This is a genomic window from Saccharothrix sabaoui (assembly GCF_051756985.1).
Taxonomy (GTDB): Bacteria; Actinomycetota; Actinomycetes; order Mycobacteriales; family Pseudonocardiaceae; genus Actinosynnema.
Map to the genome: position 1 here is coordinate 1 of NZ_JBPKJK010000137.1, position 23617 is coordinate 23617.

General features: G+C 73.5%; 28 protein-coding genes and 2 tRNA genes. 7 read left to right on the forward strand and 23 right to left on the reverse strand.

The window, feature by feature from the left end; all coding sequences use genetic code 11:
* Positions 1–280 precede the first annotated feature (280 nt).
* From ACR807_RS31675 to ACR807_RS31685, 3 genes are all read right to left on the reverse strand, one after another.
* Positions 281–355: transfer RNA gene (locus ACR807_RS31675), tRNA-Ile, on the reverse strand.
* Between the two features lie 83 nt (positions 356–438).
* Complete coding sequence (locus ACR807_RS31680) at positions 439–1281, reverse strand: oxygenase MpaB family protein (protein ID WP_438925136.1); 843 nt, start codon at positions 1279–1281, stop codon at positions 439–441.
* A gap of 120 nt (positions 1282–1401) precedes the next feature.
* Positions 1402–1473, reverse strand: a tRNA-Asn gene (locus ACR807_RS31685).
* 136 nt (positions 1474–1609) lie between these two features.
* On the opposite strand from ACR807_RS31685, the gene ACR807_RS31690 reads away from it, so the two are divergent.
* A complete protein-coding gene (locus ACR807_RS31690) occupies positions 1610–1879 on the forward strand; it encodes a hypothetical protein (RefSeq protein ID WP_438925137.1) in 270 nt (89 codons plus the stop codon).
* A 77-nt stretch (positions 1880–1956) separates the two neighbouring features.
* Here the strand turns inward: ACR807_RS31690 and ACR807_RS31695 are convergent, their stop codons facing one another.
* The 3 genes from ACR807_RS31695 to dnaG are packed head-to-tail and all read right to left on the reverse strand — an operon-like array spanning position 1957 to position 5136.
* Positions 1957–2703 carry a trans-aconitate 2-methyltransferase gene (locus ACR807_RS31695; protein ID WP_438925138.1) on the reverse strand — a complete coding sequence of 249 codons (747 nt, stop codon included), beginning with the start codon at positions 2701–2703 and terminating at the stop codon, positions 1957–1959.
* 31 nt (positions 2704–2734) lie between these two features.
* Positions 2735–3247, reverse strand: a complete 513-nt coding sequence (locus ACR807_RS31700) for a hypothetical protein (protein WP_438925139.1) — start codon at positions 3245–3247, stop codon at positions 2735–2737.
* A complete protein-coding gene (gene dnaG / locus ACR807_RS31705) occupies positions 3244–5136 on the reverse strand; it encodes a DNA primase (RefSeq protein ID WP_438925140.1) in 1893 nt (630 codons plus the stop codon). The genes ACR807_RS31700 and dnaG overlap by 4 nt, the downstream gene beginning before the upstream one ends.
* A 35-nt stretch (positions 5137–5171) precedes the next feature.
* On the opposite strand from dnaG, the gene ACR807_RS31710 reads away from it, so the two are divergent.
* Positions 5172–6077, forward strand: coding sequence for a sigma-70 family RNA polymerase sigma factor (locus ACR807_RS31710; RefSeq protein WP_438925141.1), 906 nt, complete (start codon positions 5172–5174; stop codon positions 6075–6077).
* On the opposite strand, the gene ACR807_RS31715 is transcribed toward ACR807_RS31710, so the two are convergent.
* The 4 genes from ACR807_RS31715 to ACR807_RS31730 form a co-directional block, all read right to left on the reverse strand.
* Entirely contained in the window at positions 6074–7126 is a 1053-nt protein-coding gene (locus tag ACR807_RS31715) for a serpin family protein (protein ID WP_438925142.1), read from the reverse strand. The genes ACR807_RS31710 and ACR807_RS31715 overlap by 4 nt on opposite strands.
* Positions 7105–7266, reverse strand: a complete 162-nt coding sequence (locus ACR807_RS31720; protein WP_438925143.1) for a hypothetical protein — start codon at positions 7264–7266, stop codon at positions 7105–7107. Before ACR807_RS31720 ends, ACR807_RS31715 begins: the two co-directional genes overlap by 22 nt.
* 20 nt (positions 7267–7286) lie before the next feature.
* The gene (locus ACR807_RS31725) at positions 7287–8549 is read right to left on the reverse strand and encodes a deoxyguanosinetriphosphate triphosphohydrolase (protein ID WP_438925144.1); all 1263 of its coding nucleotides are present in this window, start codon (positions 8547–8549) and stop codon (positions 7287–7289) included.
* A gap of 75 nt (positions 8550–8624) precedes the next feature.
* A complete protein-coding gene (locus tag ACR807_RS31730) occupies positions 8625–9203 on the reverse strand; it encodes a YdcF family protein (RefSeq protein WP_438925163.1) in 579 nt (192 codons plus the stop codon).
* 103 nt (positions 9204–9306) lie between these two features.
* Here ACR807_RS31730 and ACR807_RS31735 point away from each other — a divergent pair, with 103 nt between their 5' ends.
* A complete protein-coding gene (locus tag ACR807_RS31735; RefSeq protein ID WP_438925145.1) occupies positions 9307–10038 on the forward strand; it encodes a Type 1 glutamine amidotransferase-like domain-containing protein in 732 nt (243 codons plus the stop codon).
* Between the two features lie 289 nt (positions 10039–10327).
* Here ACR807_RS31735 and ACR807_RS31740 read toward each other — a convergent pair whose 3' ends face one another.
* The 6 genes from ACR807_RS31740 to ACR807_RS31765 all read right to left on the reverse strand — a co-directional run bounded on the left by ACR807_RS31740 (position 10328) and on the right by ACR807_RS31765 (position 16477).
* On the reverse strand, positions 10328–11785 hold the full coding sequence (locus tag ACR807_RS31740) for a SulP family inorganic anion transporter (protein WP_438925146.1): 1458 nt from the start codon (positions 11783–11785) through the stop codon (positions 10328–10330).
* Between the two features lie 27 nt (positions 11786–11812).
* Positions 11813–12415: a carbonic anhydrase gene (locus ACR807_RS31745; RefSeq protein ID WP_438925147.1), complete on the reverse strand. Its 603-nt coding sequence runs from the start codon at positions 12413–12415 to the stop codon at positions 11813–11815.
* Positions 12416–13115: 700 nt separating this feature from the next.
* Complete coding sequence (locus tag ACR807_RS31750) at positions 13116–13769, reverse strand: class I SAM-dependent DNA methyltransferase (RefSeq protein ID WP_438925148.1); 654 nt, start codon at positions 13767–13769, stop codon at positions 13116–13118.
* Between the two features lie 34 nt (positions 13770–13803).
* Entirely contained in the window at positions 13804–14568 is a 765-nt protein-coding gene (locus tag ACR807_RS31755) for an HD domain-containing protein (protein ID WP_438925149.1), read from the reverse strand.
* Positions 14569–14668: 100 nt separating this feature from the next.
* Entirely contained in the window at positions 14669–16048 is a 1380-nt protein-coding gene (locus tag ACR807_RS31760; protein ID WP_438925150.1) for a glycine--tRNA ligase, read from the reverse strand.
* A 48-nt stretch (positions 16049–16096) separates the two neighbouring features.
* Positions 16097–16477, reverse strand: a complete 381-nt coding sequence (locus ACR807_RS31765) for an antibiotic biosynthesis monooxygenase family protein (RefSeq protein ID WP_438925151.1) — start codon at positions 16475–16477, stop codon at positions 16097–16099.
* 17 nt (positions 16478–16494) lie between these two features.
* Here ACR807_RS31765 and ACR807_RS31770 point away from each other — a divergent pair, with 17 nt between their 5' ends.
* Genes ACR807_RS31770 through ACR807_RS31780 form a run of 3 tightly spaced genes read left to right on the forward strand, consistent with a single transcriptional unit; the run spans position 16495 to position 17633 of the window.
* Positions 16495–16761 (forward strand): hypothetical protein, encoded by a 267-nt coding sequence (locus ACR807_RS31770; RefSeq protein ID WP_438925152.1) that lies wholly within the window; start codon positions 16495–16497, stop codon positions 16759–16761.
* A 45-nt stretch (positions 16762–16806) separates the two neighbouring features.
* The gene (locus ACR807_RS31775) at positions 16807–17208 is read left to right on the forward strand and encodes an ArsR/SmtB family transcription factor (protein WP_438925153.1); all 402 of its coding nucleotides are present in this window, start codon (positions 16807–16809) and stop codon (positions 17206–17208) included.
* Positions 17205–17633 (forward strand): Fur family transcriptional regulator, encoded by a 429-nt coding sequence (locus tag ACR807_RS31780; protein WP_438925154.1) that lies wholly within the window; start codon positions 17205–17207, stop codon positions 17631–17633. Before ACR807_RS31775 ends, ACR807_RS31780 begins: the two co-directional genes overlap by 4 nt.
* Here ACR807_RS31780 and ACR807_RS31785 read toward each other — a convergent pair.
* Positions 17630–18340: a TIGR03943 family putative permease subunit gene (locus ACR807_RS31785; RefSeq protein WP_438925155.1), complete on the reverse strand. Its 711-nt coding sequence runs from the start codon at positions 18338–18340 to the stop codon at positions 17630–17632. The two genes, ACR807_RS31780 and ACR807_RS31785, sit on opposite strands and share 4 nt — an antisense overlap.
* 30 nt (positions 18341–18370) lie before the next feature.
* Positions 18371–19390, reverse strand: coding sequence for a permease (locus tag ACR807_RS31790; RefSeq protein WP_438925156.1), 1020 nt, complete (start codon positions 19388–19390; stop codon positions 18371–18373).
* A 98-nt stretch (positions 19391–19488) separates the two neighbouring features.
* Between ACR807_RS31790 and ACR807_RS31795 the strand changes: the two genes are divergently transcribed.
* Positions 19489–20133 (forward strand): hypothetical protein, encoded by a 645-nt coding sequence (locus ACR807_RS31795; RefSeq protein WP_438925157.1) that lies wholly within the window; start codon positions 19489–19491, stop codon positions 20131–20133.
* Between the two features lie 30 nt (positions 20134–20163).
* On the opposite strand, the gene ACR807_RS31800 is transcribed toward ACR807_RS31795, so the two are convergent.
* The 5 genes from ACR807_RS31800 to era all read right to left on the reverse strand — a co-directional run bounded on the left by ACR807_RS31800 (position 20164) and on the right by era (position 23413).
* Positions 20164–20430: a hypothetical protein gene (locus tag ACR807_RS31800; protein WP_438925158.1), complete on the reverse strand. Its 267-nt coding sequence runs from the start codon at positions 20428–20430 to the stop codon at positions 20164–20166.
* Between the two features lies 1 nt (position 20431).
* The gene (locus tag ACR807_RS31805; RefSeq protein ID WP_438925159.1) at positions 20432–20875 is read right to left on the reverse strand and encodes a YbjN domain-containing protein; all 444 of its coding nucleotides are present in this window, start codon (positions 20873–20875) and stop codon (positions 20432–20434) included.
* Positions 20872–21699 (reverse strand): isoprenyl transferase, encoded by an 828-nt coding sequence (locus tag ACR807_RS31810; RefSeq protein WP_438925160.1) that lies wholly within the window; start codon positions 21697–21699, stop codon positions 20872–20874. Before ACR807_RS31810 ends, ACR807_RS31805 begins: the two co-directional genes overlap by 4 nt.
* 64 nt (positions 21700–21763) lie before the next feature.
* Positions 21764–22516, reverse strand: coding sequence for a DNA repair protein RecO (gene recO / locus ACR807_RS31815; protein WP_438925161.1), 753 nt, complete (start codon positions 22514–22516; stop codon positions 21764–21766).
* On the reverse strand, positions 22517–23413 hold the full coding sequence (era, locus tag ACR807_RS31820; protein WP_438925162.1) for a GTPase Era: 897 nt from the start codon (positions 23411–23413) through the stop codon (positions 22517–22519).
* Positions 23414–23617: the final 204 nt, after the last annotated feature.

Consider the following 23617-nt stretch of genomic DNA (forward strand, 5'->3'; position numbering starts at 1 on the left):
GGCCTGCGCACACTCGACCGGCAGGTCGCGATCGAGTGTTCCGGGAGCACCGCCTCGGCGACCTCGCGCACGTAATCGATCTTTTCGCTCATGGCCTCGTCACGGAAGGAGGTCGACGGCTACGGCGGCGGACCTGGAGCGAGTTGCCGCACTGCCGGACGTTTCCTCTCCGGCGGCGCTCCCCGGTGCTGTCGCCGGTGGCCATGACCGCACGCTCACAGGAGTCATGGACAAATGATCTTCAGCCGATCTTGGGACCGGGTTTGAGCTGGTCAGGCGGTGGGGCGGGTGGGGTTCGAACCCACGACCTGACGGATTATGAGTCCGCTGCTCTGACCGGCTGAGCTACCGCCCCCTGACGTGCGGTTCTGGAGGGTACAGATCACGGATCGCCGCGTCTCGACAACCCGGCAGGCCGTGACCAAGCTGTGCGCTCGGCTACGGGGCCCCGAGGTCGGACGGGCGGTAGCCGGTGGGGTAGTCCGGGTACGAGCGGTTCGGGCGGTCGGTCAGGAGGGGGCGCTTGCGCGGGGGCGCCAGGAGCAGGGCACGGGCCCGCAGCTTCAGCGCCGCGTGGCCCGCGGTGGTGAGCCAGGCGGGTGGGCGGGGGAAGCCGAAGGCGTCGAGCATGGGCTTGTCGAGCATCGCCAGGACGGCCTTGGCCGTGACCGCCCTCGGCAGCGGGTACCAGGAGCAGAACAGGTCGAGGGTGTACCGGCCGATGCGGCGGTTCGTGTCGCTGTACGCGAAGTGCTCGGCCTCGTACGCCCGCTTGAAGGCCCGGAACGCCCCGTAGGTGTCCGGGACGTCCCTGATGCCCATCCGGGCGCCCACGGCGCGGTAGAAGTGGAACGCGGCCAGGCGCTCGTGGTCGGTCAACGGCCGCCACCCGAAGCGGTCGATCCAGTCGACCGGGTCGTAGACGAACGTGGACAGCACGTACCGCATGTCGTCGTTCGAGATGTCGTAGCGGCCGTGCAGGCGGTTGACGACGCGCAGCGCCTCGCGGCCCCGCGGCGAGTCGTAGCCGTGCTCCACGAGCTCGCCCATGAGCAGGGCGGTGTCGTCGTAGCGCCGCTGGGGGCGCCGTTCGAACTCGCCCGTCTTCGCCAGCAGCGCCGAGATGGACGGCACGCAGTAGGTGCGGAAGAGGGCGAACTCCAGCGCGCGCACGTAGTCCCACGGGAACTCGTGACCGGTGGAGAGGCGCAGGATCTCCACGTGGTCGGTCTCGGGGTCCAGGGAGGTGATGCGGCGGCGCAGGGCGAAGCGGTCGGCCATGCCGGACAGCCTGCCGGAAGAAAGTCGCCCCGTGCGGGTGACAAACGGGTGACCCGCGGGTACCCCCGCCCCATGACAACGACAAAACCCCAGGTCGAAGGACCTGGGGCTGCCATCGCGCTCCCCCAACTGGATTCGAACCAGTAACCCTTCGATTAACAGTCGAATGCTCTGCCGTTGAGCTATGGGGGAATGTTCGGTTGTGCGCCTGGCCTCGTCGGCCTGACGCGGACAACTCTAGCGCATCCGGGACAGTGCTCGTGCACACCCCCCTGCCTTACCGGTAGGAAGGGACGTGACCAGGCACGATGGGAGGAGAGGACACCGCATGAAGGGCATCCTGCTCGGCGCGGCAGTGGGCTACGTACTGGGCGCGCGCGCCGGACGGCAGCGCTACGACCAGATCGCGCGCGCCTACCGCTCGCTGGCCGACCACCCGGCGGTCCAGGGCGCGGCCGGGATCGTGCGGGCCAAGGTGGGCGAGAAGACCGGTTTCGGGCGTCGCCAAGGCCAAAACCAGGGTCGGGGTCAGGGCACGACGGCGGGCTTCAACGCCAACGGGCACCGGCGCGACCCGGTCACCCCGCGCACCAGCTGATCCCGCGCACCAACTGAAAGACGGACCGGGGCGCGTGCCGTGATCATCCTCACACCGAGGTGGTCGCGGCACGCGCCTCACCGCACGTGCGCCACCGCGAAGACCCGGCGGAACGGGAACCACGTCGTGCCGTCGGACCGCCGGGGGTAGGCCGCGCGCAGGCGGGGCGCGAGCCGGGCCCGGAACTCCTCCCACGAGGCGTCGTCCAGGGCGGCGCGGACCGGCCGCAGCGCCGTCCCGCCGATCCACTCCAGCACGGCGTCCTCCCCCTCCAGCCGCTGCACGTAGGTGGTCTCCCACGCGTCCACGGCGGCCTCCGAGAGCACTTCCGCGTACCCGACGGGGTCGAGCACCGGCGAGGGCCCCAGCAGCCCCGAGAGGGCGGGCCACGACTCGTCGACGAGCTCGCGCACCAGCGCGTGCGACGGCCCGGCGAAGTTGCCCGGCACCTGCACCGCCAGCCACGCCCCGGGCGGCAGCCGGCGCACCCAGGCGCGCAGCAGGTCCTCGTGGTCGGGCACCCAGTGGAGCACGGCGTTGCTCACCACGACGTCGACGTCCTCGGCGGGCTCCCACGCGGCCACGTCCGCCACCCGCGCGTCGACGCCGCGCCCACGCGCCGCCTCGACCATCCCGGGCGAGGAGTCGATCGCCTCCACGACCGCCGATGGCCAGCGCTCGGCCAGCGAGAGCGTCAGGGTGCCGGGTCCGCACCCCAGGTCGACCACGCGCCGGGGCGACTCGGCGCCGACGCGGGCCAGCAGCTCGTGGAACGGCCTCGACCGGTGGTCGGCGAACGCGAGGTACTTGCCCGGGTCCCACACACCGCTGACAGTACGCCCGTACTGGTACGGGTCACTCGACGGGTTTGGCCGACGCGATCTTCGCCGCCACCGACGCCGCGATCCCCCGCAGCGCCTCCACGTCCGCGCCGGGGTCCGGCCGCACCTGGAGCACGACGCCGTCCCGGCCGGGCACCTTGCGCTGGAGGAACCACGCGCCGGGCGACTCGTGCCGGTGCCGCGACCTGATCGACGCCGTCACGCGCTCGTGCACGACCTGCGGGACCTTCCCCGGCGACTCCAGCGGGAACCGGGTCGCGGGCAGGTCGCGCAGCACCACGGCCCCGCCCGTCGCGCCCTCCTCCACCGCCTCGACGACGGCCAGCGCGTTCCCGGTCCACGTGGCCTTGCTCACCAGGTGCCAGCCGACGCGGCGCGGGCCGGGCAGCCACAGCCCGTGCGTGGTCGCGACCAGCCACTCCGCGCCGACGGCGGCCGAGGCCAGCACGTTCTCGTCGGCGTCCAGCGCCCCGGTGAACCCCTCGGGCGCGCCCGAGCCGAAGATCCTGCGGAACAGCTCCCTCACAGCCCGCCCACCGCCTGTTCGCCCAGCGCCTTGTGGTACTCCTCCAGGGCGATCAGGTCGCCGAAGAGGTGGCGGTACTCGTCGGGCTCGTCGATCGGCGACACGCGCCGCAGCCGCGACTTGACCTCCGCGATCTGCCGGGACACCAGCATCTTCTGCACCCCGGCCAGCACGCCCTGCACGTACCGGTACTCGTCCGCCTTGACCTGCAGCGGCTCGACGGACAGCTCGCGCAGCACGGTCCGCACGGACTGCTGCGCGCACGCCTGCGACACCGACTCCAGGAACGTCGGCCCGGACAGCCCCGACGACGTGCCGCCCGCGTCCCGGATAGCCCGGTGCAGCGCCTGGTACGCGGGGTGCGTGAACGCGTCGTCCGGCAGCGAGTCGTAGTACGGCCCGGCCATCTCCGGCAGCTGCAGCGCCGCCTTGAGCGCCTCCCGCTCGGTGCGCAGCGCCGGGTCGCGCGGGTCCGGCCGCGGCGGGCCGGCCACGTCGACCGCGAGCGCGCCCTGGTTGGGGTCCACGGCCACCCGCCGCGTCGGCGACGCGGGCGCCTTGCCGTTGGCGGTCTCCCGCACCCGGCGCACGACGGACGCCTCGTCCTCCCAGCCCACCCACCAGGCCAGGCGCGTGGCGTACCCGTCGCGCTTGGCCCGGTCCTTGATCTGGGCGACGAACGGCACCATCTTCTTCAGCGCCTCGACGCGGCCGTCCACCGAGTCCAGGTCGTAGTCGCGCAGCTGCGCCTTGATGGCGAACTCGACCAGCGGCGTGCGGCGGGCCACGAGGTCGCGCACGGCCACGTCGCCCTTCTCCTGCCGCAGCTCGCACGGGTCCATGCCGTCGGGCGCGACCGCGATGTAGGTCTGCGCGGAGAACTGCTGCTCGCCCTCGAACGCCTTGAGCGCCGCCTTCTGCCCGGCCGCGTCGCCGTCGAAGGTGAAGATCACCTCGCCGCTGAGCGAGTCGTCGATCAGCAGCCGGCGCAGCACGTTCATGTGGTCCGCGCCGAACGCCGTGCCGCAGGAGGCGACGGCCGTGGGCACGCCCGCGAGGTGCATGGCCATCACGTCGGTGTAGCCCTCGACGACGACGGCCTGCCGCCGCTTGGCGATCTCCTTCTTGGCCAGGTCGAGCCCGAACAGCACGTGGGACTTCTTGTAGATCGGGCTCTCGGAGGTGTTGAGGTACTTGGCCTGGATCGGGTCGTCGTCGAAGATCCGGCGCGCGCCGAAGCCGACCACCTCGCCGCCCATGTCCCGGATCGGCCACAGCAGCCGCCGGTGGAAGCGGTCGATGGGGCCCTGCCGGCCCTCCTTGGTCAGCTGCGCCTTGATCAGCTCGGTCAGCTCGAAGCCGCGCCCGAGGAGGTGCTTGGTCAGCTTGTCCCAGCCGCCGGGCGCGAACCCGCAGCCGAACTGGCGGGCCGCGGCCTCGTCGAAACCGCGCTGCGCCAGGAACTCCCGCGCCGGCATCGCGTCGGGCCCGGCGAGCTGCTCGGCGTAGAACTCGGCGGCGGCGCGGTGCGCCTCGATGAGCCTGCTGCGGGTGCCCCGGTCGCGCTGGACGGTCGCGCCGCCGCCCTCGTAGACCAGTTGGATGCCCGCCCGGTCGGCGAGCCGCTCCACCGCCTCCACGAACCCGAGGTGCTCGATCTTCATCACGAACGCGATGACGTCGCCGCCCTCGCCGCAGCCGAAGCAGTGGAACGTGCCGTGCGAGGGGCGCACGTTGAACGACGGCGACTTCTCGTCGTGGAACGGGCACAGGCCCTTCAGCGCGCCGGAGCCGGCACCGCGCAGCGAGACGTGGTCGCCCACGACGTCGTCGATCCGGCTCCGGTCACGCACCAACGCGATGTCGCTCTCCCGGATGCGTCCTGCCACGTCGAGCGAGTCTAGTTGCCGGCAGACTCGGGTCCGTGACCGCAGCCGAGCAGACCCTGGTCGCCACCTTCACCGGTCTGCGCCCGCACCTGGTCGGGGTCGCCTACCGGCTCACCGGCAGCGTCGCGGACGCCGAGGACGCGGTGCAGGAGGCGTGGCTGCGGCTGTCCGGGCTCGCGCCCGGCGCGCGCGAGGGCATCCGGGACCCGAAGGGCTGGCTGACGACCGTCGTCGGGCGGATCTGCCTGGACCGGCTCCGGTCGGCGGCGGTGCGGCGCGAGCGGTACTTCGGGCAGTGGCTGCCCGAACCGCTGGTGACCTCCGGCGAGGACGACCCGCTGGACGCGGTGGTGCGCGACGACGGCGTGCGGATGGCGGCGCTGGTGCTGCTCGACCGGCTCACGCCCGAGCAGCGGGTGGCGTTCGTGCTGCACGACGCGTTCGGCGTGCCGTTCGACGAGATCGCGGGCGTGCTCGGGGTGACGACCGCCACGGCGCGCCAGCACGCGTCGCGGGGCCGCCGGGCCGCCGCCGACGCCGAGCCGCCGCCGCGGGTCGCCCTGGAGGAGCAGCGCGAGGTGCTGGAGCGGTTCCTGGCGGCGCTCGCCTCGGGTGACGTGGGCGCCGTGGTCGGGCTGCTGCACCCGGACGCCGCGGTGGTCGGCGACGGCGGCGGCAAGGCGCGGACCGCGGTCAACGTGGTGTCCGGCGCGGACAAGGTGGCCCGCTTCCTGCTCGGCCTGGTGCGCCGCTACGGCGGGCTGCCGATCGGCCGCCCGGTGCTGGTCAACGGGGACCTGGGCGTGCTGATCCCGGCCACCGGCGACGTGACCGAGCGGGTCAGCGCGTTCGTGGTGCGCGACGGCCTGGTGGCGGGCGTCTACGACATGTCGAACCCGGACAAGCTCGGCCACGTCGACTTCGGCCCCGGCCCCGCCTAGCGCCGGGGCTCAACGACCTGGGCGAGGAAGAACACCACGCCGGTCCCGGCGTGCCGGACGAGGAACAGGAACGGCCGGTCCACGCGCACCTCGCGGCCGGGTTCGGCGGGGATGAACGACGTCATGCGCATCGTCACCGCCGTGGCCGCCGCGCCCTCGAAGCCCTTCTCGTCGACCCGCAGCACGGCCTCGTGCACCACGTCGTCCACGTACAGGCGCGGGTCGGGGCTCAGGCCGGTGAGGTCGGCCTCCCGGGTGAACAGGGTGGTCACGCCGACCCGCTTGAGCGCGTCCGCCAGCGAGGTGTTGACGCCGACGTCGATCTTCGGCAGGTACAGGTCGACCCGGTCGTGGTCGAGGGCGTCGAGCACCCCGGGCACGCCGTCGGTCGCGCCCAGCTCGTCCTCGGGCAGCAGCACGACCGCCTCGACGCCGCCGTGCGCGGCCAGCGCCACGGCCTCCCAGCCGGCCGCGCGGGCGTAGCGCATCGAGTCCTCGCGGCGCATGGTCGGCACGTCGCCCGCGCCGCGGAACGGCCGGTCGGCCGTGTCGTGCTCGGGGAACTCCGCGTTCCACGCGCACTTCAGGTACAGCGCGTTGACCAGGGTGGCGACCGTGTCGGTGGTGATCGAGCCGCGGCCGAGCAGCTCGGGGACGAGTCCCCGGGTGGTGTCGGCGACGTCGGCGTTGATCGCCCCCCGAGCGCCCTCCGGGTCCCGCGCGAACGGCGCCGACCGCGCGGCCGCGCCGGGCCACCCCGCCAGGTCGGCGAGGAAGCCGTCCTCCAGCGGCAGCTCGTCGGACGCCCACAGCGTGTTGGCCACGGCGAACTCGGCGTCGTCGCCGACCTCGACGGCCTTGAGCAGCTTGGCGCCGTCCTCGCCGAGCAGCGCCACCAGCTCGGCCGCCGTCGCGCCGCGCGCGGCCTCGGCGGTCATGCCGAGGGCCGAGGCCACCGAGTACGGGGACCAGCAGGCGTTGCGGGTGCGGTCGGGTGCGACGGCGTCGTGCAGGGCGAGGGCGAACGTCAGGGGCGTTCGATCGGGCACTGGGTTTCCTCCACCACTATGGGGTCGTCCGGGACGGGCCGCTCGCCCGCGCCGCTCGCCGGTCCGAGGGGCTCGGGGTGTCGTGGTTCGCGCACCCCGGCGGAACCGTCGTCGGGGCCGGCGTCCGGGTCGTCGGCCATGCCCCCGAGTGTGCCACCGGTCACACCCCGCGCGCGGGGGTCGTGGTCAGCGCCCGGTGCCAGGCGACGGCCTGGGCGTCGGTGAGCGAGGCGACCTGGTCGACCACGACCCGCAGCCGGGCCGCGTCGTCGCCCGCCGCGTGCCACGCCGGGTGGAACGCCGGGTCGAGGCCCTCGGGCGCGCCGGCGAGCAGGGCGTGCACCAGTTCGGCGACCAGCTCGCGCTGCCCGACCTGCATGCGCAGCCGGTCCGGGTCGCTCATCACGTACCGCACCGCGACCGCCTTGAGCAGGGCGACCTCCGCCTGCGCCCGCGGGGGCACCACCAGGTCGGCGTCGTAGCGCGTCAGCGGGCCGTCGCCGTGCGCCTCGCGGGTCGCGCCGACGGCGGCCGAGGCGAAGCGGCCGACCAGCTCGCTGGTGAGGCGCTTGAGCGCGACCTGCGCGCGCAGCGACCCGTCGTACTCGGCGAGGTCGGCGATGACCGGCAGGGCGAGCAGCTCCGCCGCGGTGGCCTCCAGGACGTCCACCGGCTCGTCGCAGAAGTGCTTGGCGGCCAGCTCGGCGATGGCGGCGCGCTCCACCGGGTCGCCGAGCGCGGACAGCCGGATGCGGTGCGCGAGGACGCCGTCCTCCACGTCGTGCACCGAGTAGGCGACGTCGTCGGCCCAGTCCATGACCTGCGCCTCCAGGCAGCGCCGGTGGTCGGGCGCGCCCTCGCGGACCCACGTGAACACGTCCAGGTCGTCGTCGTAGGCGCCGAACTTCGCCGTGCCGGGCCGCCGGGGCCAGGGGTACTTGGTGGCCGCGTCGAGGCACGCGCGGGTCAGGTTGAGGCCCTTTTCCGTCTTCGGCTCCAGCCGGGTCAGGATGCGCAGGGTCTGCGCGTTGCCCTCGAACCCGCCGCACGGCCCGGCCAGCTCGTCGAGCGCGCGCTCCCCGTTGTGCCCGAACGGCGGGTGGCCGATGTCGTGCGCCAGGCCGGCGGTGTCGACGACGTCGGGGTCGCAGCCCAGCTCCTCCCCGATGCCGCGCCCGATCTGGGCCACTTCGAGGGAGTGCGTGAGGCGCGTGCGCGGCACACCGGTCACCTCGGCGCCCTCGCCGGGCCCGACGACCTGCGTCTTGCCCGCCAGCCTGCGCAGCGCCGCCGAGTGCAGCACCCGCGCCCGGTCGCGCGAGAACGGCGTGCGCCGCTCCGCCCGCGCGCCGGGCAGCACGGCGCCCTTGGGCCGCTCCCCCAGCAGCCGCGCGCGGTCGTGGTCGCTGTAGCCGCCGGTCATCCGCCCAGCCTAGGTGAGCGGGTGGGGCGGGGCCGATCGCTCACCCGCGCCCGGTACCCGCCGCGCCCGGCGCGGTCAGAGCAGGATGCCGTCGAACGCCCCGGCGGGCGCCTTCATCAGGTGGTAGTAGAGCAGCCCGCCGGTCTCGCGGCGGATGTAGAACAGCTGCGTCTCACGCGTCTGCACGTTCGGCCCGCTGCGCGTGGGCGACGTCCAGGCCGACAGGCCCTCGTCCTCGGCCATGGTGCGCGCCCGCAGCGAGTGCCACGGGTCGCTGACGATCACGGCCGTGCTCAACGACTTCTCGCGGGCGGCGGCGGCCACGGCGCGGATGCTGCCCAGGGTGTCGGTGCCCTCGCCGACCTCCAGGATGCGGTCGCCGGGCACGTCGTGCTCCTCCAGCCAGATCCGGCCGGCCTCGCCCTCGGTGAAGTTGTCACCGGGCTGCCTGCCGCCGGTGGTGGCGATGTACTCGACGACGCCCTGGTCGAAGAGCCTCTTCGCGTGCTGCAACCGCGCTTCCAGCACCTCGGACGGCACGCCGTTGTACTGGGCCGCGCCGAGCACGACGGCCATGTCGGCGTGCGTGCGGTCGTCCTCGCGGGCGACCTGCCAGACCCGGAAGGCGGTGCCGCCCACGACGAGCAGGCCCATGACGAGGGCGCCGAGCACGGCGCGCGTCACAAGCCGGCGGAGCCTCGGCAGTAACGTCACGCCCGGGATGATCGCACATCCCGCCGCTGGGAGGATCGCACCCATGGCAGCAGACCAGCCGACGATCGTCGCGACCTCGGGCGGGCTCCGCCCCGGCCACCGGACCAACCTGGAGTTCAACGAGCTCGTCCACCACGCCGTGGACCTGGCCGGCGTGCACGGCCGCGCGCCGCGCCTGTGCCACGTCGGCACCGCGAGCGGCGACCAGCGGGCGTTCCAGGCGAGCCTGGACGAGGCGGGTCGGGTGGCCGGGTTCGAGGTGTCGCACCTGAACCTGTTCCCCATGCCGCCGACCGCGGACCTCGCCGGCTTCGTGCGCGGGCACGACGTGGTGTGGGTGGGCGGCGGTTCGGTGGCGAACCTGCTCGCCGTGTGGGCGGTGCACGGCCTGGGGCCCGTGCTGCGGGACGCCTGGCGGGCCGGCGTCGTGCTCGGCGGGGTGTCGGCCGGGTCGATCTGCTGGTACCTGGGCGGGTCGACGGACTCGTTCGGGCCGGAGCTGCGCGTGGTGACCAACGGTCTCGGGTTCCTGCCCTACGGCAACGGCGTGCACTACGACAGCGAGGCAATGCGCAGGCCGACGATCCACGCGGCCGTCGCGGACGGGACGCTGCCGGTCACGCACTGCACCGACGACGGGGCCGGTCTGGTCTACCGCGGCACCGAGCTGGTCGAGGCGGTCTCCGAGCGGCCGACCGGCGGCGCCTACCTGGTGCGGCGCGACGAGTCTTCAGGAATCGCACAGGAGGAACCCCTCGACACCAGGCGGTTGTGAAACGGACCGTGGAGGGGTGGGGAACGCCGCCGGTCGAGCGCCGGTGGTCGAGCGCCGAGGAGACCCCGCACGCGTCCGCGCCCCGGACGTCCGAGGCACCCGCCCCGGACCCCTCGGCGACCGCGGCGCGGGCGGTCGGGGCCGGCGCCGGTGTCGACACGGGGTCACCGCGGTGGACCCGGGCACCGGCGTCGCGGCGTCGGCGCCCGGCCCGGCGCCGACGTGCCGACGCGGATGTCGGGCCCCTGCGGCCCACCGCCCCGCAGGGGGCCGACACCCGATCACCCCGTCAGTCCGACACCGGTCCGACCACCTCCACGCCCTCGCGCTGCGCCGCCCACTGCTCGACGGCCTGGCCGCACGCCTGGTCGAGGTGGCGGACGCCGCTGAGGTCCACCCGCACCCGGCCGGTGGGCGGGAGGGCCTCCAGGGTTTCCAGCAGCCTGGGCAGGCGCAGGAACGTGGCGTTGCCGCGCACCGCGACGTGGTGGTGGTCCTCGCCGTGCGCGGTGACCGCGACGGTCAGCCGGGAGACGTCCCACGCGGTCTTCACCACGGCCGCCAGCAGGCCGACGACGGTGCCGGTGAGCAGGTCGGTCAGCACGATCGTGGCCGCGGTGAGGACGAGCACGGCCGCCTCGGCGCGGTCGGTGCGGAACAGCGCCCGCACGCGGCCCGGGTCGAGCAGCTTCCACCCGGCCTGCACGAGCAGCGCCGCCAGCACGGCGAGCGGCACGTAGGACAGCACCCCGGGCAGCAGCACGACGAACAGCAGCAGCCAGGCGCCGTGCAGCACGCGGGACAGGCGGGTGCGGGCGCCCGCGTCGACGTTGGCCGCGCTGCGCACGATCACCGCCGTCATCGGCAGCGCCCCGAGGACGCCGCACACGGTGTTGCCGACGCCCTGCGCGACCAGCTCCTTGTCGTACTTCGTGCGCGGACCGCTGTGCATGCGGTCCACGGCGGCGGCGCTGAACAGGCTCTCCGCCGACGCCACGAGCGCGAAGGTCAGCACCGCGCCCAGCACGCCCGCGTCGAGCAGCGAGAAGTCGACCAGGGCGATGACGTCGGTCAGCGGGCCGACCGAGATGCGCGGCAGCGGCAGCAGCAGGGCCGCGGCGCTGGCCACGACGACCGCGACGAGCATCCCGGGCACGGCGCGCAGCGGCGACCGCTTCCACAGCGCCGTCACGGTCAGGGTCAGCACGCCGACGGCCACGCCGCTCCACCCCGCCGGGGTGGTGAACGCGGCCACGAGCAGGCCGGGCAGGCCGGCGAACTTCTCGCCGGTGGTGGCGGGCTGGTCCTGCCCGGCGAACGGGTAGAGCTGGCCGAGGACCAGCACGAGGCCGATGCCCGCCAGCATGCCCTGCACCACGGCGGGCGAGATGGCGCGGAACCAGCGGCCCAGGCGCAGCAGTCCCATGGCGACCTGGAGCAGCCCCGCGCCCAGGACGATGAGGCCGAGGGCGCCGAGGCCGTGGGTGGCGACCGCGTCGGCGACCAGCACGGTGAGCCCGGCGGCCGGTCCGCTGACCTGCATGGTGCTGCCGGGGAGCAGGCCGACGACGAGACCGCCGACGACGCCGGTGATGATGCCCAGCTCCGCGGGCACGCCGGAGGCGACGGCGATGCCCACGCACAGCGGGAGCGCCACCAGGAACACCACCAGGGACGCGCCCACGTCGGGCCAGAAGGAGGACGTCCGGCCCGGTGGGGCGGACGACGGTGCGATGTACGTGCTCACGCGATGACTCCGGAACCTTGGCAGCCGCTACAGCGGCTGGAAGAGGTCGGCCCGGTGCGCGAAGACCTCACCGGACTCGATGTCGTAGAACCAGCCGTGCACCCGCAGGGCGCCGGACTCGACGCGCTCCCGCACGAACGGGTAGTCCCGCAGGGTGGCCAGCTGGGCGAGGACGTGCTGCTGCCCCTCGGCGCGCAGCGCCGTGCCCGGGGTGTCGGCGGACCGCTCGGGGGCCGGCCGGAAGCGGGCGTGCGAGGCGAGCCAGCGGCGCATGTTGGGCAGGTGCTCCAGGGCGGGCGGTCCCGAGTGCAGGGCCTTGACGGCGCCGCAGTGGGAGTGCCCGCACACGACGATCTCGGCGACGCCCAGCTGGACGACCGCGAACTCGATGGTGGCGATCTCGCTGGAGGCGGGTTCGGTGACGTGGGACGGGATGACGTTGCCCGCCGTGCGCAGCTCGAACAGGCTGCCCGGCTCGGCGCCGGTGATGTCGGCGGTCACGATGCGTGAGTCCGCGCAGGTGATGAACAGGGCGGTCGGCGACTGCCCGCCGGCGAGGCGGCGGCCCGTTTCCGGGGGCCTCCTCAGCGAATGCGTGCGGGCGTGCTGGACCAGCTGACGGAATTCCACTGATTTCCCCACTCGTCGGTGGTCTGACGGTGTTCTGACGGCGGCGGTGGGGTGCCCGTCAGTGCCGGAACACCTGCAACGCGGAGGGCGCGCGCCATTCGCGGAGGTGGTCCGTCCGTCCTTCGCCGAAGGGGTCGGGTGATCTCGCGCCGGCCCGTCGGGGTGACGGTCCGACAAGCGGATGTGAAGCAGGTTTCACGTTCTTGGCCGGCGCGGACCGCGTCGACCACGACCGCGGCTCGGGCGCGTGCCGGCTCTCGCGCGGCGGTTCCTCCTCCGCCACGCCGACCGCCGCGTGGGTCGTGGATATCGCCCACACCACGTGGGCGTGATCGAACGGTGATGGGGTGAAGACGGCGACGAGCGCCAATGCGACCGCCGCTGCGACGACACGCGCCATGACACCCCCTGATGAGCTTCGCCTGCATCAAGTGTCACAAAACAGGGTGACGTGACGGTTAATGATGAACCCGCTTTCGTGCACTCCCAGAAATATTCACTCGATCGTTTGTGACACAGGTCATCCACTGGGATGATTGTCACGCAGCGTCATCACCAGTGGAGGGCGGCCACCACGAAGGAGGCGCTCGCGGCGAGCGACATCACTCCCCTGACGTGGTGTGAGGGCCCCGTTCGCGGAGGTGGACGACCCGTGAAGGCGGCGAGCACCGACACCGCCGCCGTGCCGGGGAACAGCGGGTCAGGCCGGCCCGTCGACGCCTCGGGGGCGGCGGGCGAAGAGGAGCGCCCCGGGGTGCGTCCGGTCCGGGTCGAGGACCGTGCGCACCTCGACGGCGAACCCCGCGTCGCGCAGCCACGCCTCGACCCGCTCCGGCCGGCGGCGGTGGAGGTGCACGCGCATGGGGTGCCCGCCGTAGCCCTCGGTCTTGAGGTGGACCCCCTCGCCGACGTGGAAGCCGAGCAGCAGCGGGCCGCCGGGGCGCAGCACGCGGTGGAAGTGGGCCAGCACGCCGGGCACCTCGGCGTCCGGCACGTGGATCAGCGAGAACCAGGCGAGCAGGCCCGTCACCGAGGCGTCGGGCAGGTCGAGGTCGGTCATCGAGCCGACCTCGAACCGCAGGTGGGGGTGGTCGCGCCGGGCCACCCCGACCATCGCGGGCGACAGGTCGACGCCGAACGCGTCCAGGCCCAGGCCGTGCAGGTGGGCGGTCAGCCGGCCGGGGCCGCAGCCCACGTCCGCGACCGCACCGCCGCCGGCGTCGTGGACCAGCTCGGCGAACGCCCCCAGCGCCGCCCGCTGGTGGGGCGCGTCGGCGAGGGCGTCGCGCAGCCGGTCCGCGTAGCTGCCCGCCACGGTGTCGTAGGAGGTGCGGGTGTCGGCCAGCCAGGTCATGCCGCGGACCCTAACCCGGACCCCGGGCGCCCGGTCACAGGAAGTTGTTGGGCCAGATCATCGTGCGCCACATGTGGGCCACCGGCGAGCCGTCGAAGCCCAGGCCCTCGGCGGGCGCGCGGAAGTGGCGGCCGATGACGTCCTCGAACTCGGCGACGTCGACGCCGTCGTCGTCCAGGAACGTGTAGACGTCGTTGATCGTGACCAGGCGGGCGCTCATGTACCAGCGGTGCGCGCGGGCCTCGCGGTAGGCGGCGCGGACGTGCGCGGGCGGCTCGTAGTCCGGGCCGAAGAACGCGTCGTAGGCGTCCGGGTAGTCGTAGCCGACGGACGGGTCGGCGAAGAAGCGCAGGACCTCGTGCTGCCGGATGGCCCAGGCGACCTCCTCGGAGACGTAGGGCGCCACCAGCTGCGCGCCCCAGTGGCCGTGCTGGCTGCGCAGCAGGCCGCCCACGGCGATGTCGTGCAGGAGGCAGGCCAGCACGACGGGCTCGTCCAGCCCGAGGTCGCGGGCGCGGCGGGCGCTGTGCAGCATGTGGCGGGCGGCGAAGGGGTCCAGTCGCAGGCGGAAGAAGTCCGCCAGGGTCGGGCGCTCGGGCATCGCGGGCAGGGCCGGGTTGTCGCCCATCATGAACACCCGGCCGGGGCCCAGCCGGGCCAGCAGCTCGTCACCCGGGACGTGGTGCTCCGTGCCCAGCGTCGCGACGTGCGGCAGGGCGATCATCCGCTCCGGACCGCCCTGGCCGTGACCGCCCTCCGCGTGGGGCGTCGGGTGGTCGGGACGGGCGTTCGTGGTCATCGACGGTCCGTTCGCTGCGCGTGGCTGACAACGAACGGACCGTAGTGGCGTTCCACCGCGGGGACGCGACGGAACACCGCCACGGACGGGTGAACCGCGGTCAGGCGCCGACCAGGCGGGCCGCCAGGTAGCCCTCCAGCTGGTCCATCGACACCCGCTCCTGCGACATCGTGTCCCGCTCCCGCACGGTCACCGCGTGGTCGGTGAGGGAGTCGAAGTCGACCGTCACGCAGAACGGGGTGCCGATCTCGTCCTGCCGCCGGTAGCGGCGGCCGATGGCGCCCGCGTCGTCGAACTCGACGTTCCAGTTCCGGCGCAGCGCGGTGGCCAGGTCCCGGGCCTTCGGCGACAGGTCGGCGTTGCGCGACAGCGGCAGCACGGCGGCCTTCACCGGCGCGAGCCTGCGGTCCAGGCGGAGCACGACGCGCTTGTCCACGCCGCCCTTGGCGTTGGGCGCCTCGTCCTCGCCGTAGGCGTCGAGCAGGAACGCCATCATCGGCCGGCCCACGCCCGCCGCGGGCTCGATGACGAACGGGCGGTAGCGCGAGTTCGTGGCCTGGTCGAAGTACGACAGGTCCACGCCCGAGTGGTTCGAGTGGGTGGTCAGGTCGTAGTCGGCGCGGTTCGCGACGCCCTCCAGCTCACCCCACTCCTGGCCGCCGAACCCGAAGCGGTACTCGATGTCGACGGTCCGCTTCGAGTAGTGCGACAGCTTCTCCCGCGGGTGCTCGTGGTGCCGCAGGTTCTCCTTGGAGATGCCCAGGTCGGTGTACCAGCGGGTGCGCTCGTCGATCCAGTAGCGGTGCCACTCCTCGTCGGTGCCCGGCTCGACGAAGAACTCCAGCTCCATCTGCTCGAACTCGCGGGTGCGGAAGATGAAGTTGCCCGGCGTGATCTCGTTGCGGAAGCTCTTGCCGATCTGGCCGATGCCGAACGGCGGCTTGCGGCGCGACGTGGTCTGCACGTTGAGGAAGTTCGTGAAGATGCCCTGCGCGGTCTCCGGGCGCAGGTACCGCACGCCCTCGTCGGTCTCGACCGGGCCGAGGTGGGTCTTGAGCAGGCCGTTGAACATCCTGGGGTCGGTGTAGCGGCCCTCGGTCCCGCAGTTCGGGCACGGCACGCCGGACAGGTCCGCCGCGGGTTCGCCGGTGCGCTCGGCGTGCTCCTCGACCAGGGTGTCCTGCCGGAACCGCCGGTGGCACGCGGTGCACTCGACCAGCGGGTCGACGAACGCCTCGACGTGCCCGGACGCCACCCACACCTCGCGCGGCAGGATCACCGACGAGTCCAGGCCCACGACGTCCTCGCGGCCCCGGACGACCTGGTTCCACCACTGCCGCTTGATGTTGTCCTTGAGCTCCACGCCCAGCGGCCCGTAGTCCCAAGCCGACCGCGTGCCCCCGTAGATCTCGCCGCACGGGTAGACGAACCCGCGTCGCTTGCAGAGGCTGACGACGGTCTCGATGCGATCGGCTGCCACGGACTCTCCAGCGGGAGGTGCGGAACGGGGACGCCAGGGTAGTCCCCGCTACCGGGGGGCCGCGGGGCCGCCCGCTTCGCCCAGGCGCACGGTGAACGCGTCGTGCGCGACCAGGCTCACCTCGCGCCGGACCCCGCCGTCCGCGGCGACCAGCAGCGGCTCGTAGGCGGCCGGTTCGTCGGCGGCGGCCTCCGACAGCAGCGGCACGACGTGCTCGCGCACCTCGAACGGCGACATCGCCCGCCGGTAGGCCGGCACCGAGTCGAACTCGACGGTCAGCACGAAGCGGTCGGCCTCGTCGGCGGAGCGGGACAGCTGCCCGCGACGGCAGCCCGGCTGGGCCGTGAGCAGGGTGAGCGCGCGCTCGACCCGCCCGGTGAAGTCCGTGACGGAGGCTTCGGGGACGGTGAAGCGGCACACGAGCAGCACGGTGCAAGGATGCCACGATGGCTGGTGAGTCGAAGCGGACCCTGATCCCCGGCGCCGGACCCCTGTCGCGGGTGCCCGCGCCGGCGGTGTTCCTGCTGGTCCTGGCTGTGTTCGGGCTGGGCGTGTGGCTCGGGGGCGTGGTCGGGGCGGCGCTGCTGGGCGCGCTGGCGCTCGGCGTGGCGGCGCTGCTGGCGGCGACCTGGTCCACGCTGCCGCCCGCCGGCCGGGTCCTGCGGGTGGTCGTGCTGGGCGTCCTGGTGCTCATCGCCGCTTCGGTGCTGTAGCGCCGTAGTATTGGTGGTGAAAATCCATACCACGTGGGAGGCGACGTGACGGTCGGGGTGCGGGGCGATCACGTGCACTCCGCTGAACGCGTCGTGCCCGAACCGGCGCCGCCCAAACCGGCGCGCACCCTGTCCGCCGCGGGCGAGCTGCTCCGGGCGCTCGCCGCGCCGGTGCGGATCGCCATCGTGCTGCAGCTGCGCGAGGCGGACCGGTGCGTGCACGAGCTGGTCGAGGCGCTGGGCGTGGCCCAACCGCTGATCAGCCAGCACCTGCGGGTGCTCAAGGCCGCGGGTGTGGTGCGCGGCGAGCGGCACGGCCGGGAGGTCGTCTACCAGCTCGTCGACGAGCACCTCGCGCACATCGTGGTCGACGCGGTCACGCACGTGGACGAGGGTCCACGTGGTATCAACGAGACCGACCGGACTGCCCGGACGGAGGAGATGTGACCACTAGCGAACGCCCGACCACCGCGGTGCCCGGGTTGCGTTCGACCAAGCAGCGCACCGCCGTGTCCAAGCTGCTCGACTCGCTGGGCGAGTTCCGCTCCGCGCAGGAGCTGCACGAGGAGCTCCGCAAGCGGGGCGAGGGCATCGGCCTGACCACGGTCTACCGCACCCTCCAGTCGCTGGCCGACGCGGGCGAGGTCGACGTGCTGCGCACCGACTCCGGCGAGGCCATCTACCGCCGCTGCTCCGCCCACCACCACCACCACCTGGTGTGCCGCAGCTGCGGCCGCACGGTCGAGGTCGAGGGCCCGGCGGTGGAGAAGTGGGCCGACCGGGTCGCCGCCGAGAACGGGTTCGTCGAGGTCAGCCACACCGTGGAGATCTTCGGCACGTGCCGGGAGTGCTGCGACAAGACCTCGTCCTAGCCCTCGTAGGTGTCCTCCGGCTGCGGGACCGGCACCACCTGCGCGACGGTGAACGTCGGCACCCACTTCGTCTCCTTGGTCGCCGACCCGGGCACCACCCGCCCGGTGACCTCGACCCACTGGTCGTCGGCCAGGGCGGCGAAGTCCTGACCGACGACCCTCGTCTTCACCGGCGAGGCGTCGGCGGCGCAGCAGGAGATGGTCAGGCGCGCCACGAACACCTCGCCGTCCTTGCGCACGACGAACCCGGTGAGCCGCACCGCGCGGTCGTCGAGGGAGCCCGAGTCGTCCCACGCGGTGCGCGTGACGAACTCGCTGATCGTCAGCGGCACCACCTCGTCCGCGGGCAGCGGCGCGAACCCGCTCGACGCCCTGCCCTCCTGGGCGGCGTTGCGCTCGGACCGGTTGACCACGTCCGCGCCGAGCGCGGGCGGGCTGATCAGGAACACCGCGAGCACCGGGAGCAGCAGCATCCACGGGCTGCGCGACGAGCCGTGCTCGTGCCCCTCGTGGCCTTCCTCGTGCTGGGCGCCCCGGACGTCGCGCACGATCGCCACCAGCGCCAGCACGACCATGACCGCGCCGGTGACGATCAGCCAGGGCTGGAGCGACTCCTTGACGTAGCGCAGGTAGGTGCCGCTGAGCGCCAGCTTCAGCAGGGCGCCGCCGAGCAGCACCAGCAGGATGTTCTGGGTCTCACGCCTCATGGCCACCGCACCTCATGGGGTTCTCCCGCCTCACAGGAACACCGCTCCCGCCGCCAGCGCGGACGCGATCGCCACCACGAACGTGGCCGGGGCGAAGCGCGCCGCGAAGGACCTGCCGAACGCGCCCGCCTGGAGCGCGATGAGCTTCACGTCGACCGCCGGGCCGACCACGAGGAACACCAGGCGCGGCAGCAGCGGCAACGCCGACATGGAGACCGCGACGAACGCGTCGGCCTCGCTGCACAGCGCCAGCACCACCGCCAGCAGCGCCATCACCAGCACCGCGAGCACCAGCTGACCGCCCAGGGTCTCCAGCCACGCCGCGGGCACCAGCACGTTGAACGCCGCCGCGAACACGCCGCCGAGCACGAGGAACCCGCCCGCGTCGACCAGGTCGTGCCGCGCGGTCTCGGCGAACACCAGCCAGCGGTTGCGGCCGTCGTGGTCGGGCAGCCGGCGCAGGGCCCGCTCGGCGATCCAGTCGGCCTTGCCGAACCGCGTCCACAGCCAGCCCATGACGACCGCGGTGAGCAGCGACCCGGCGAACCGCGCGGGCACCATCATCGGCGCGTCCCGGAACGCCACGGCCGTGGACACGAGCACGATCGGGTTCACCGCGGGCGCGGCGAGCAGGAACGACAGCGCCACCGCGGGCGCCACGCCCTGCTGCATGAGCCGGCGCGCGACGGGCACGGACGCGCACTCGCAGCCCGGCAGCGCGATGCCGGCGACCCCGGCCACCGGCACGGCCAGCGCGGTCCGGCGCGGCAGCAGCCGGCGCAGGGCGCTCGCCGGGACGAACGCGGCGATCGCGCCGCTGATCAGCACGCCCAGGACGAGGAACGGCAGTGCCTGCACGCAGACGGCGACGAACACCGTGGACGCGGTGCGCAGCACCGGCACGTCCAGCACGCCGACCAGCCAGTCCTGGAACAGCAGCGCGAGCACGAGCACCCCGCACAGCACTTCCAGCGAGGTGATCCTCCACCGCGGCGGCGTGGGCCGCGGGCGCGATCCGCGGATCTCGCCAGTGATTGTCACTTTCGACATGATGCCAGAACCTCCCCCGACCGCACATATGCCTGTTGGTGCGGTCCGGGGGGCGGGAAGATCACCGCATCGACGCGCGCGGGAACCACCAGAACGACATGAGCGGCCGGGTCCGGGGGCGCCTGAACGTCCAGGCGGGGACCATCGGCCGGATCGGCGACGGCGGCCGGGAGCGCTGGGGGGTCGTCGCGCTCACCGTGCTCGGCCTGGCGCTGGTGGCCGCCGTGGTGCTGGTCGTGGCGCTGACGACGGGGGCCGACCCGACCACCACCCCGGTGGGGGGCGCGGCTCGACCGGGGGCCGGCGACCCGGCACCCGCCGGCTCCGCGCCGACCTCCTCCACGCCCGCCTCCGGGAGCACCCCCGCGTCCCCGGCCGCCGGGCTGGAGGTGCGGCTGGAGCGCGGCACCGCCCTGGACCTGGACGCCGGGCAGGCGCGGGGGCGGCCCGCCGACGGCGCGACCGGCCCGTTCGACCTGCACCTGGACCGGTTCAACCTGCTCAGGGCCAACGGCGGCGGCCTGCACGCCTACACCGGTCCGCCGGCGGAGGCGGGCCGGTGGTGCGCCGACACCCTCGCCGGCGAGCCGCCGGCGGACCCCGTGCTCGCCACCGGCCCCGGCCTCCGGTTCTGCTTCGCGACCTCCGACGGGCACCCCGCCACCGTCACGGTGAAGGAGGCGGACCTGGCCGACTTCGACGCCGGCCACGTGGTCCTCGACGCGCGCGTGTGGGGTCCCTGACCGGTCGGGCGGAAGCCGCCGGGGCGTCCGCTACTCGGCGTCGTCCTCGCGCAGCTCGGCGATCGTCGCCAGCACGTCGGCCGCCTCGGTGACCGGCAGCAGCGGCTCGACGACGGCCGTCACGCCGCGCCCCGCGGCCAGGACCTCCTCGGCCAGCCGCACGGCCTCGTCGCGCTCGTACGGGCCGCAGACGAACGACGCCCACTCGTCCCCCGCCGACGCCTCGAACGTGACGGCCCACGGCAGGCCCTCGACGTCGCCCTCGTCGTCGGGCTCGTACACGATCACACCGGCCATCTCAGGCACCGTCCCCGGCTTGGGCCAGCAGCTCGTTGCGCAGCTGCGAGGCGGTGGACACCACCAGCATCAGCAGGGTGCTGAGCGGCTCGGGCTTGAGGCCCTCGGCGGGGAACGCGTAGCGCAACGTCACGTCCATGCCGCGTTCGGTGTGCACGACGCCGAGCGTGCCGAACAGGCCCTGACCGGCGCGCTCGGCCGCCGACACGGCCAGGTTCGGGTCGGACGGCAGGTCCCACGCCACCACGCAGGTGAGGCTGAGCACGGTCAGGCCGTCGGCCAGCCGCATCGCCTGCACCGCGCACGGCACCTCGCCGTGCCGGAAGCTGAGCGCGCCGTCGTCGTCGACGTGCACCTCGTGGAACAGCTCCAGCGCCTCGCGGGCCGCGGTCAGCAGCTCCGCGGTCACCTTGGCGTCCTGGTCCGCGTCGTCCTGGTCGGTCACTCGCCCTCCCCGGGCTCCGCGTCGGGCTTGTCCACGGCGCCGCCGAAGCGCCGGTCGCGCATGGCGTACGCCTCGCAGGCGCGCCACAGGTCCAGCCGGTCGAAGTCGGGCCACAGGATGTCCTGGAACACCAGCTCCGCGTACGCCGACTGCCACAGCATGAAGTTCGACGTGCGCTGCTCGCCCGACGGGCGGATGAACAGGTCCACGTCCGGCATCTCCGGCTGGTACAGGTACTTCGCGACGGTGCGCTCGTCGACCTTCTCCGGGTTGATCTTCCCGGCGGCGGCCAGCCGCGCGATCTCCCGCGCCGCGTCGCCCACCTCGGCGCGCCCGCCGTAGTTGATGCACATCGCGAGGTTCAGCACGTCGTTGTCCTTCGTGCGCTCCTCGGCGACCTCCAGCTCGTTGATGACGCTGCGCCACAGCCGGGGCCGCCGACCCGACCAGCGCACCCGCACGCCCAGCTCGTCCAGCTCGTCGGTGCGGTGGCGGATCACGTCGCGGCTGAAGCCCATGAGGAAGCGCACCTCCTCGGGGCTGCGCCGCCAGTTCTCCGTGGAGAACGCGTACAGCGACAGCCACTCCACACCCATCGCGATGGCGCCCTTGGCCGCCTCGACCACGACGGCCTCGCCGCGCTTGTGCCCCTCGATGCGGGACAGGCCGCGCTGGTTCGCCCACCGGCCGTTGCCGTCCATCACGATCGCGATGTGCTTCGGCACGAACTCGGCCGGGATCTTCGGCGGCGTGGCGCCGGTGGGGTGCGGTTCCGGGGGTCGGGGGGCGCGCACGACGCGCTCGGCCCGCCGTCGGCGAAGCATGGCTGTCCTTCCGGGGTGCGGCTGCCGGGTGCGGCATCCGGGGTGCTGGTGGAGCCGGGCGAGCCTAACCGTCGCCCGGCCGGGCCTTGCGCTCGACCAAGGGCAACGAGCGCAGCTGCCGCTCCAGGTGCCACTGGAGGTGCGCGGCGACCAGGCCGCTCGCGTCGCGCCGGGCGTTGTCCGGGATGGCGTCCACCGCGTCCCACCGCCCGTGCAGCAGCGCGCCGAGCAGGGCCAGGGTGTCCGGGGACGGCTGGGCGCTGCCCGGCGGCTTGCACCGCGGGCACACCAGGCCGCCCGCGTGCACGTTGAACGCCCGGTGCGGGCCCGGGTCGCCGCAGCGCGCGCACTCGTCGACCGCGGGCGCCCACCCGGCGAACGCCATCGCCCGCATCAGGAACGCGTCGAGCACCAGCGAGGCGTCCCGCTCCTTCGCCGCCAGCGCCCGCAGCGCGCCCGTGACCAGCAGGTACAGCCGCAGCGCCGGTTCGCCCTCCTCGGCGGCGAGCCGGTCGGCCGTCTCCAGCACCGCGCACGCCGCCGTGTACCGCTGGTAGTCGTCCACCAGGACCACGCCGAACGCGTCCAGCGTCTGCACCTGGGTCACCACGTCCAGCGACCGGCCCGGGTAGAACTGCACGTCGACGTGCCCGAACGGCTCCAGCCGCGCGCCGAACCGGGACGAGGTCCGCCGCACGCCCTTGGCCACCGCGCGCACCTTGCCGTGCTTCTGGGTAAGCAGGGTGATGATGCGGTCGGCCTCGCCGAGCTTCTGCACCCTGAGCACCACACCGGTGTCCCGGTAGAGGTTCGCCACCTAGAACCCCAGTCGGCGCAGCTGCTTCGGGTCGCGCTGCCAGTCCTTGGCGATCTTGATGTGCAGGTCCAGGTACACGCGCGTGCCCAGCAGCTTCTCGATCTGGCGGCGCGAGTTGATGCCCACCTGCTTGAGCCGCTCGCCCCGGTGGCCCAGGATGATCGCCTTCTGGCTGGGCCGCTCCACGAACACGTTCGCGTGGATGTCCACCAGGTCGTCGCGACCCTCGCGGGGCATCATCTCCTCCACCACCACCGCGATCGAGTGCGGCAGCTCGTCCCGCACGCCCTCCAGCGCGGCCTCGCGGATCAGCTCGGCGACCAGCGTCTGCTCCGGCTCGTCGGTCAGCTCGCCGTCCGGGTACAGCGCCGGGCCCTCCGGCATCTTGCCCACCAGCAGGTCCGCCAGCGCGTCCACCTGGTAGCCGTCCACCGCGGACACCGGGATGAAGTCGGCGAAGTCCATCACCTTCTGCAGCGCCAGCAGCTGCTCGGCGACCTGCTGCTGCCCCACCAGGTCCGTCTTGGTGACGATGCCGATGACCGGCGTGCGCTTGGCGATCTTCTCCAGCTCGGCCGCGATGAACTTGTCGCCCGGGCCGACCTTCTGGTCGGCGGGCACGCAGAACCCGACCACGTCCACCTCCGACCAGGTCTCGCGGACCAGGTCGTTGAGGCGCTGGCCGAGCAGGGTGCGCGGGCGGTGCAGGCCGGGGGTGTCGACGAGGACCAGCTGGCCGTCCTCGCGGTGCACGATGCCCCGGATGGTGTGCCGGGTGGTCTGCGGCTTGCTGGAGGTGATCGCGACCTTGGTCCCGACCAGCGCGTTGGTCAACGTCGACTTGCCTGCGTTGGGGCGGCCGACGAAGCACGCGAACCCGGAGCGGTAACCATCCATCCCCCCATTGTCCCCGTGCCCGTCGGACGCGCCCGGCCGGCCCTCTCCCCGCCGCCACCCGCCGCGGCGGAGCCCGACCGGAACCGCCCGACCGCGTGCTCCGGCCGTGCACTCCGGCGGTGCACTGCGACCACGTGCCCCGGCCACATCCGGGCCGCGCGGGCGTCCTGCGCGGGCGTCCTGCCCTAGATGAGTAAGTCCAAA

Bases quoted from the DNA above. Each gene is read 5' to 3' on its own strand.
- ACR807_RS31785 (WP_438925155.1), bottom strand. From the start codon at position 18,340: ATGAGGCGTGAGACCCAGAACATCCTGCTGGTGCTGCTCGGCGGCGCC.
- ACR807_RS31790 (WP_438925156.1), bottom strand. From the start codon at position 19,390: ATGTCGAAAGTGACAATCACTGGCGAGATCCGCGGATCGCGCCCGCGG.
- ACR807_RS31800 (WP_438925158.1), bottom strand. From the start codon at position 20,430: ATGGCCGGTGTGATCGTGTACGAGCCCGACGACGAGGGCGACGTCGAG.
- ACR807_RS31725 (WP_438925144.1), bottom strand. From the start codon at position 8,549: ATGACCGGCGGCTACAGCGACCACGACCGCGCGCGGCTGCTGGGGGAG.
- ACR807_RS31770 (WP_438925152.1), top strand. From the start codon at position 16,495: ATGGCTGGTGAGTCGAAGCGGACCCTGATCCCCGGCGCCGGACCCCTG.
- ACR807_RS31690 (WP_438925137.1), top strand. From the start codon at position 1,610: ATGAAGGGCATCCTGCTCGGCGCGGCAGTGGGCTACGTACTGGGCGCG.
- ACR807_RS31735 (WP_438925145.1), top strand. From the start codon at position 9,307: ATGGCAGCAGACCAGCCGACGATCGTCGCGACCTCGGGCGGGCTCCGC.
- ACR807_RS31750 (WP_438925148.1), bottom strand. From the start codon at position 13,769: ATGACCTGGCTGGCCGACACCCGCACCTCCTACGACACCGTGGCGGGC.
- ACR807_RS31755 (WP_438925149.1), bottom strand. From the start codon at position 14,568: ATGACCACGAACGCCCGTCCCGACCACCCGACGCCCCACGCGGAGGGC.
- era (WP_438925162.1), bottom strand. From the start codon at position 23,413: ATGGATGGTTACCGCTCCGGGTTCGCGTGCTTCGTCGGCCGCCCCAAC.
- ACR807_RS31680 (WP_438925136.1), bottom strand. From the start codon at position 1,281: ATGGCCGACCGCTTCGCCCTGCGCCGCCGCATCACCTCCCTGGACCCC.
- ACR807_RS31730 (WP_438925163.1), bottom strand. From the start codon at position 9,203: ATGGGCCTGCTCGTCGTGGGCGGCACCGCCTTCCGGGTCTGGCAGGTC.
- ACR807_RS31795 (WP_438925157.1), top strand. From the start codon at position 19,489: ATGAGCGGCCGGGTCCGGGGGCGCCTGAACGTCCAGGCGGGGACCATC.
- ACR807_RS31720 (WP_438925143.1), bottom strand. From the start codon at position 7,266: ATGGCCGACGACCCGGACGCCGGCCCCGACGACGGTTCCGCCGGGGTG.
- ACR807_RS31810 (WP_438925160.1), bottom strand. From the start codon at position 21,699: ATGCTTCGCCGACGGCGGGCCGAGCGCGTCGTGCGCGCCCCCCGACCC.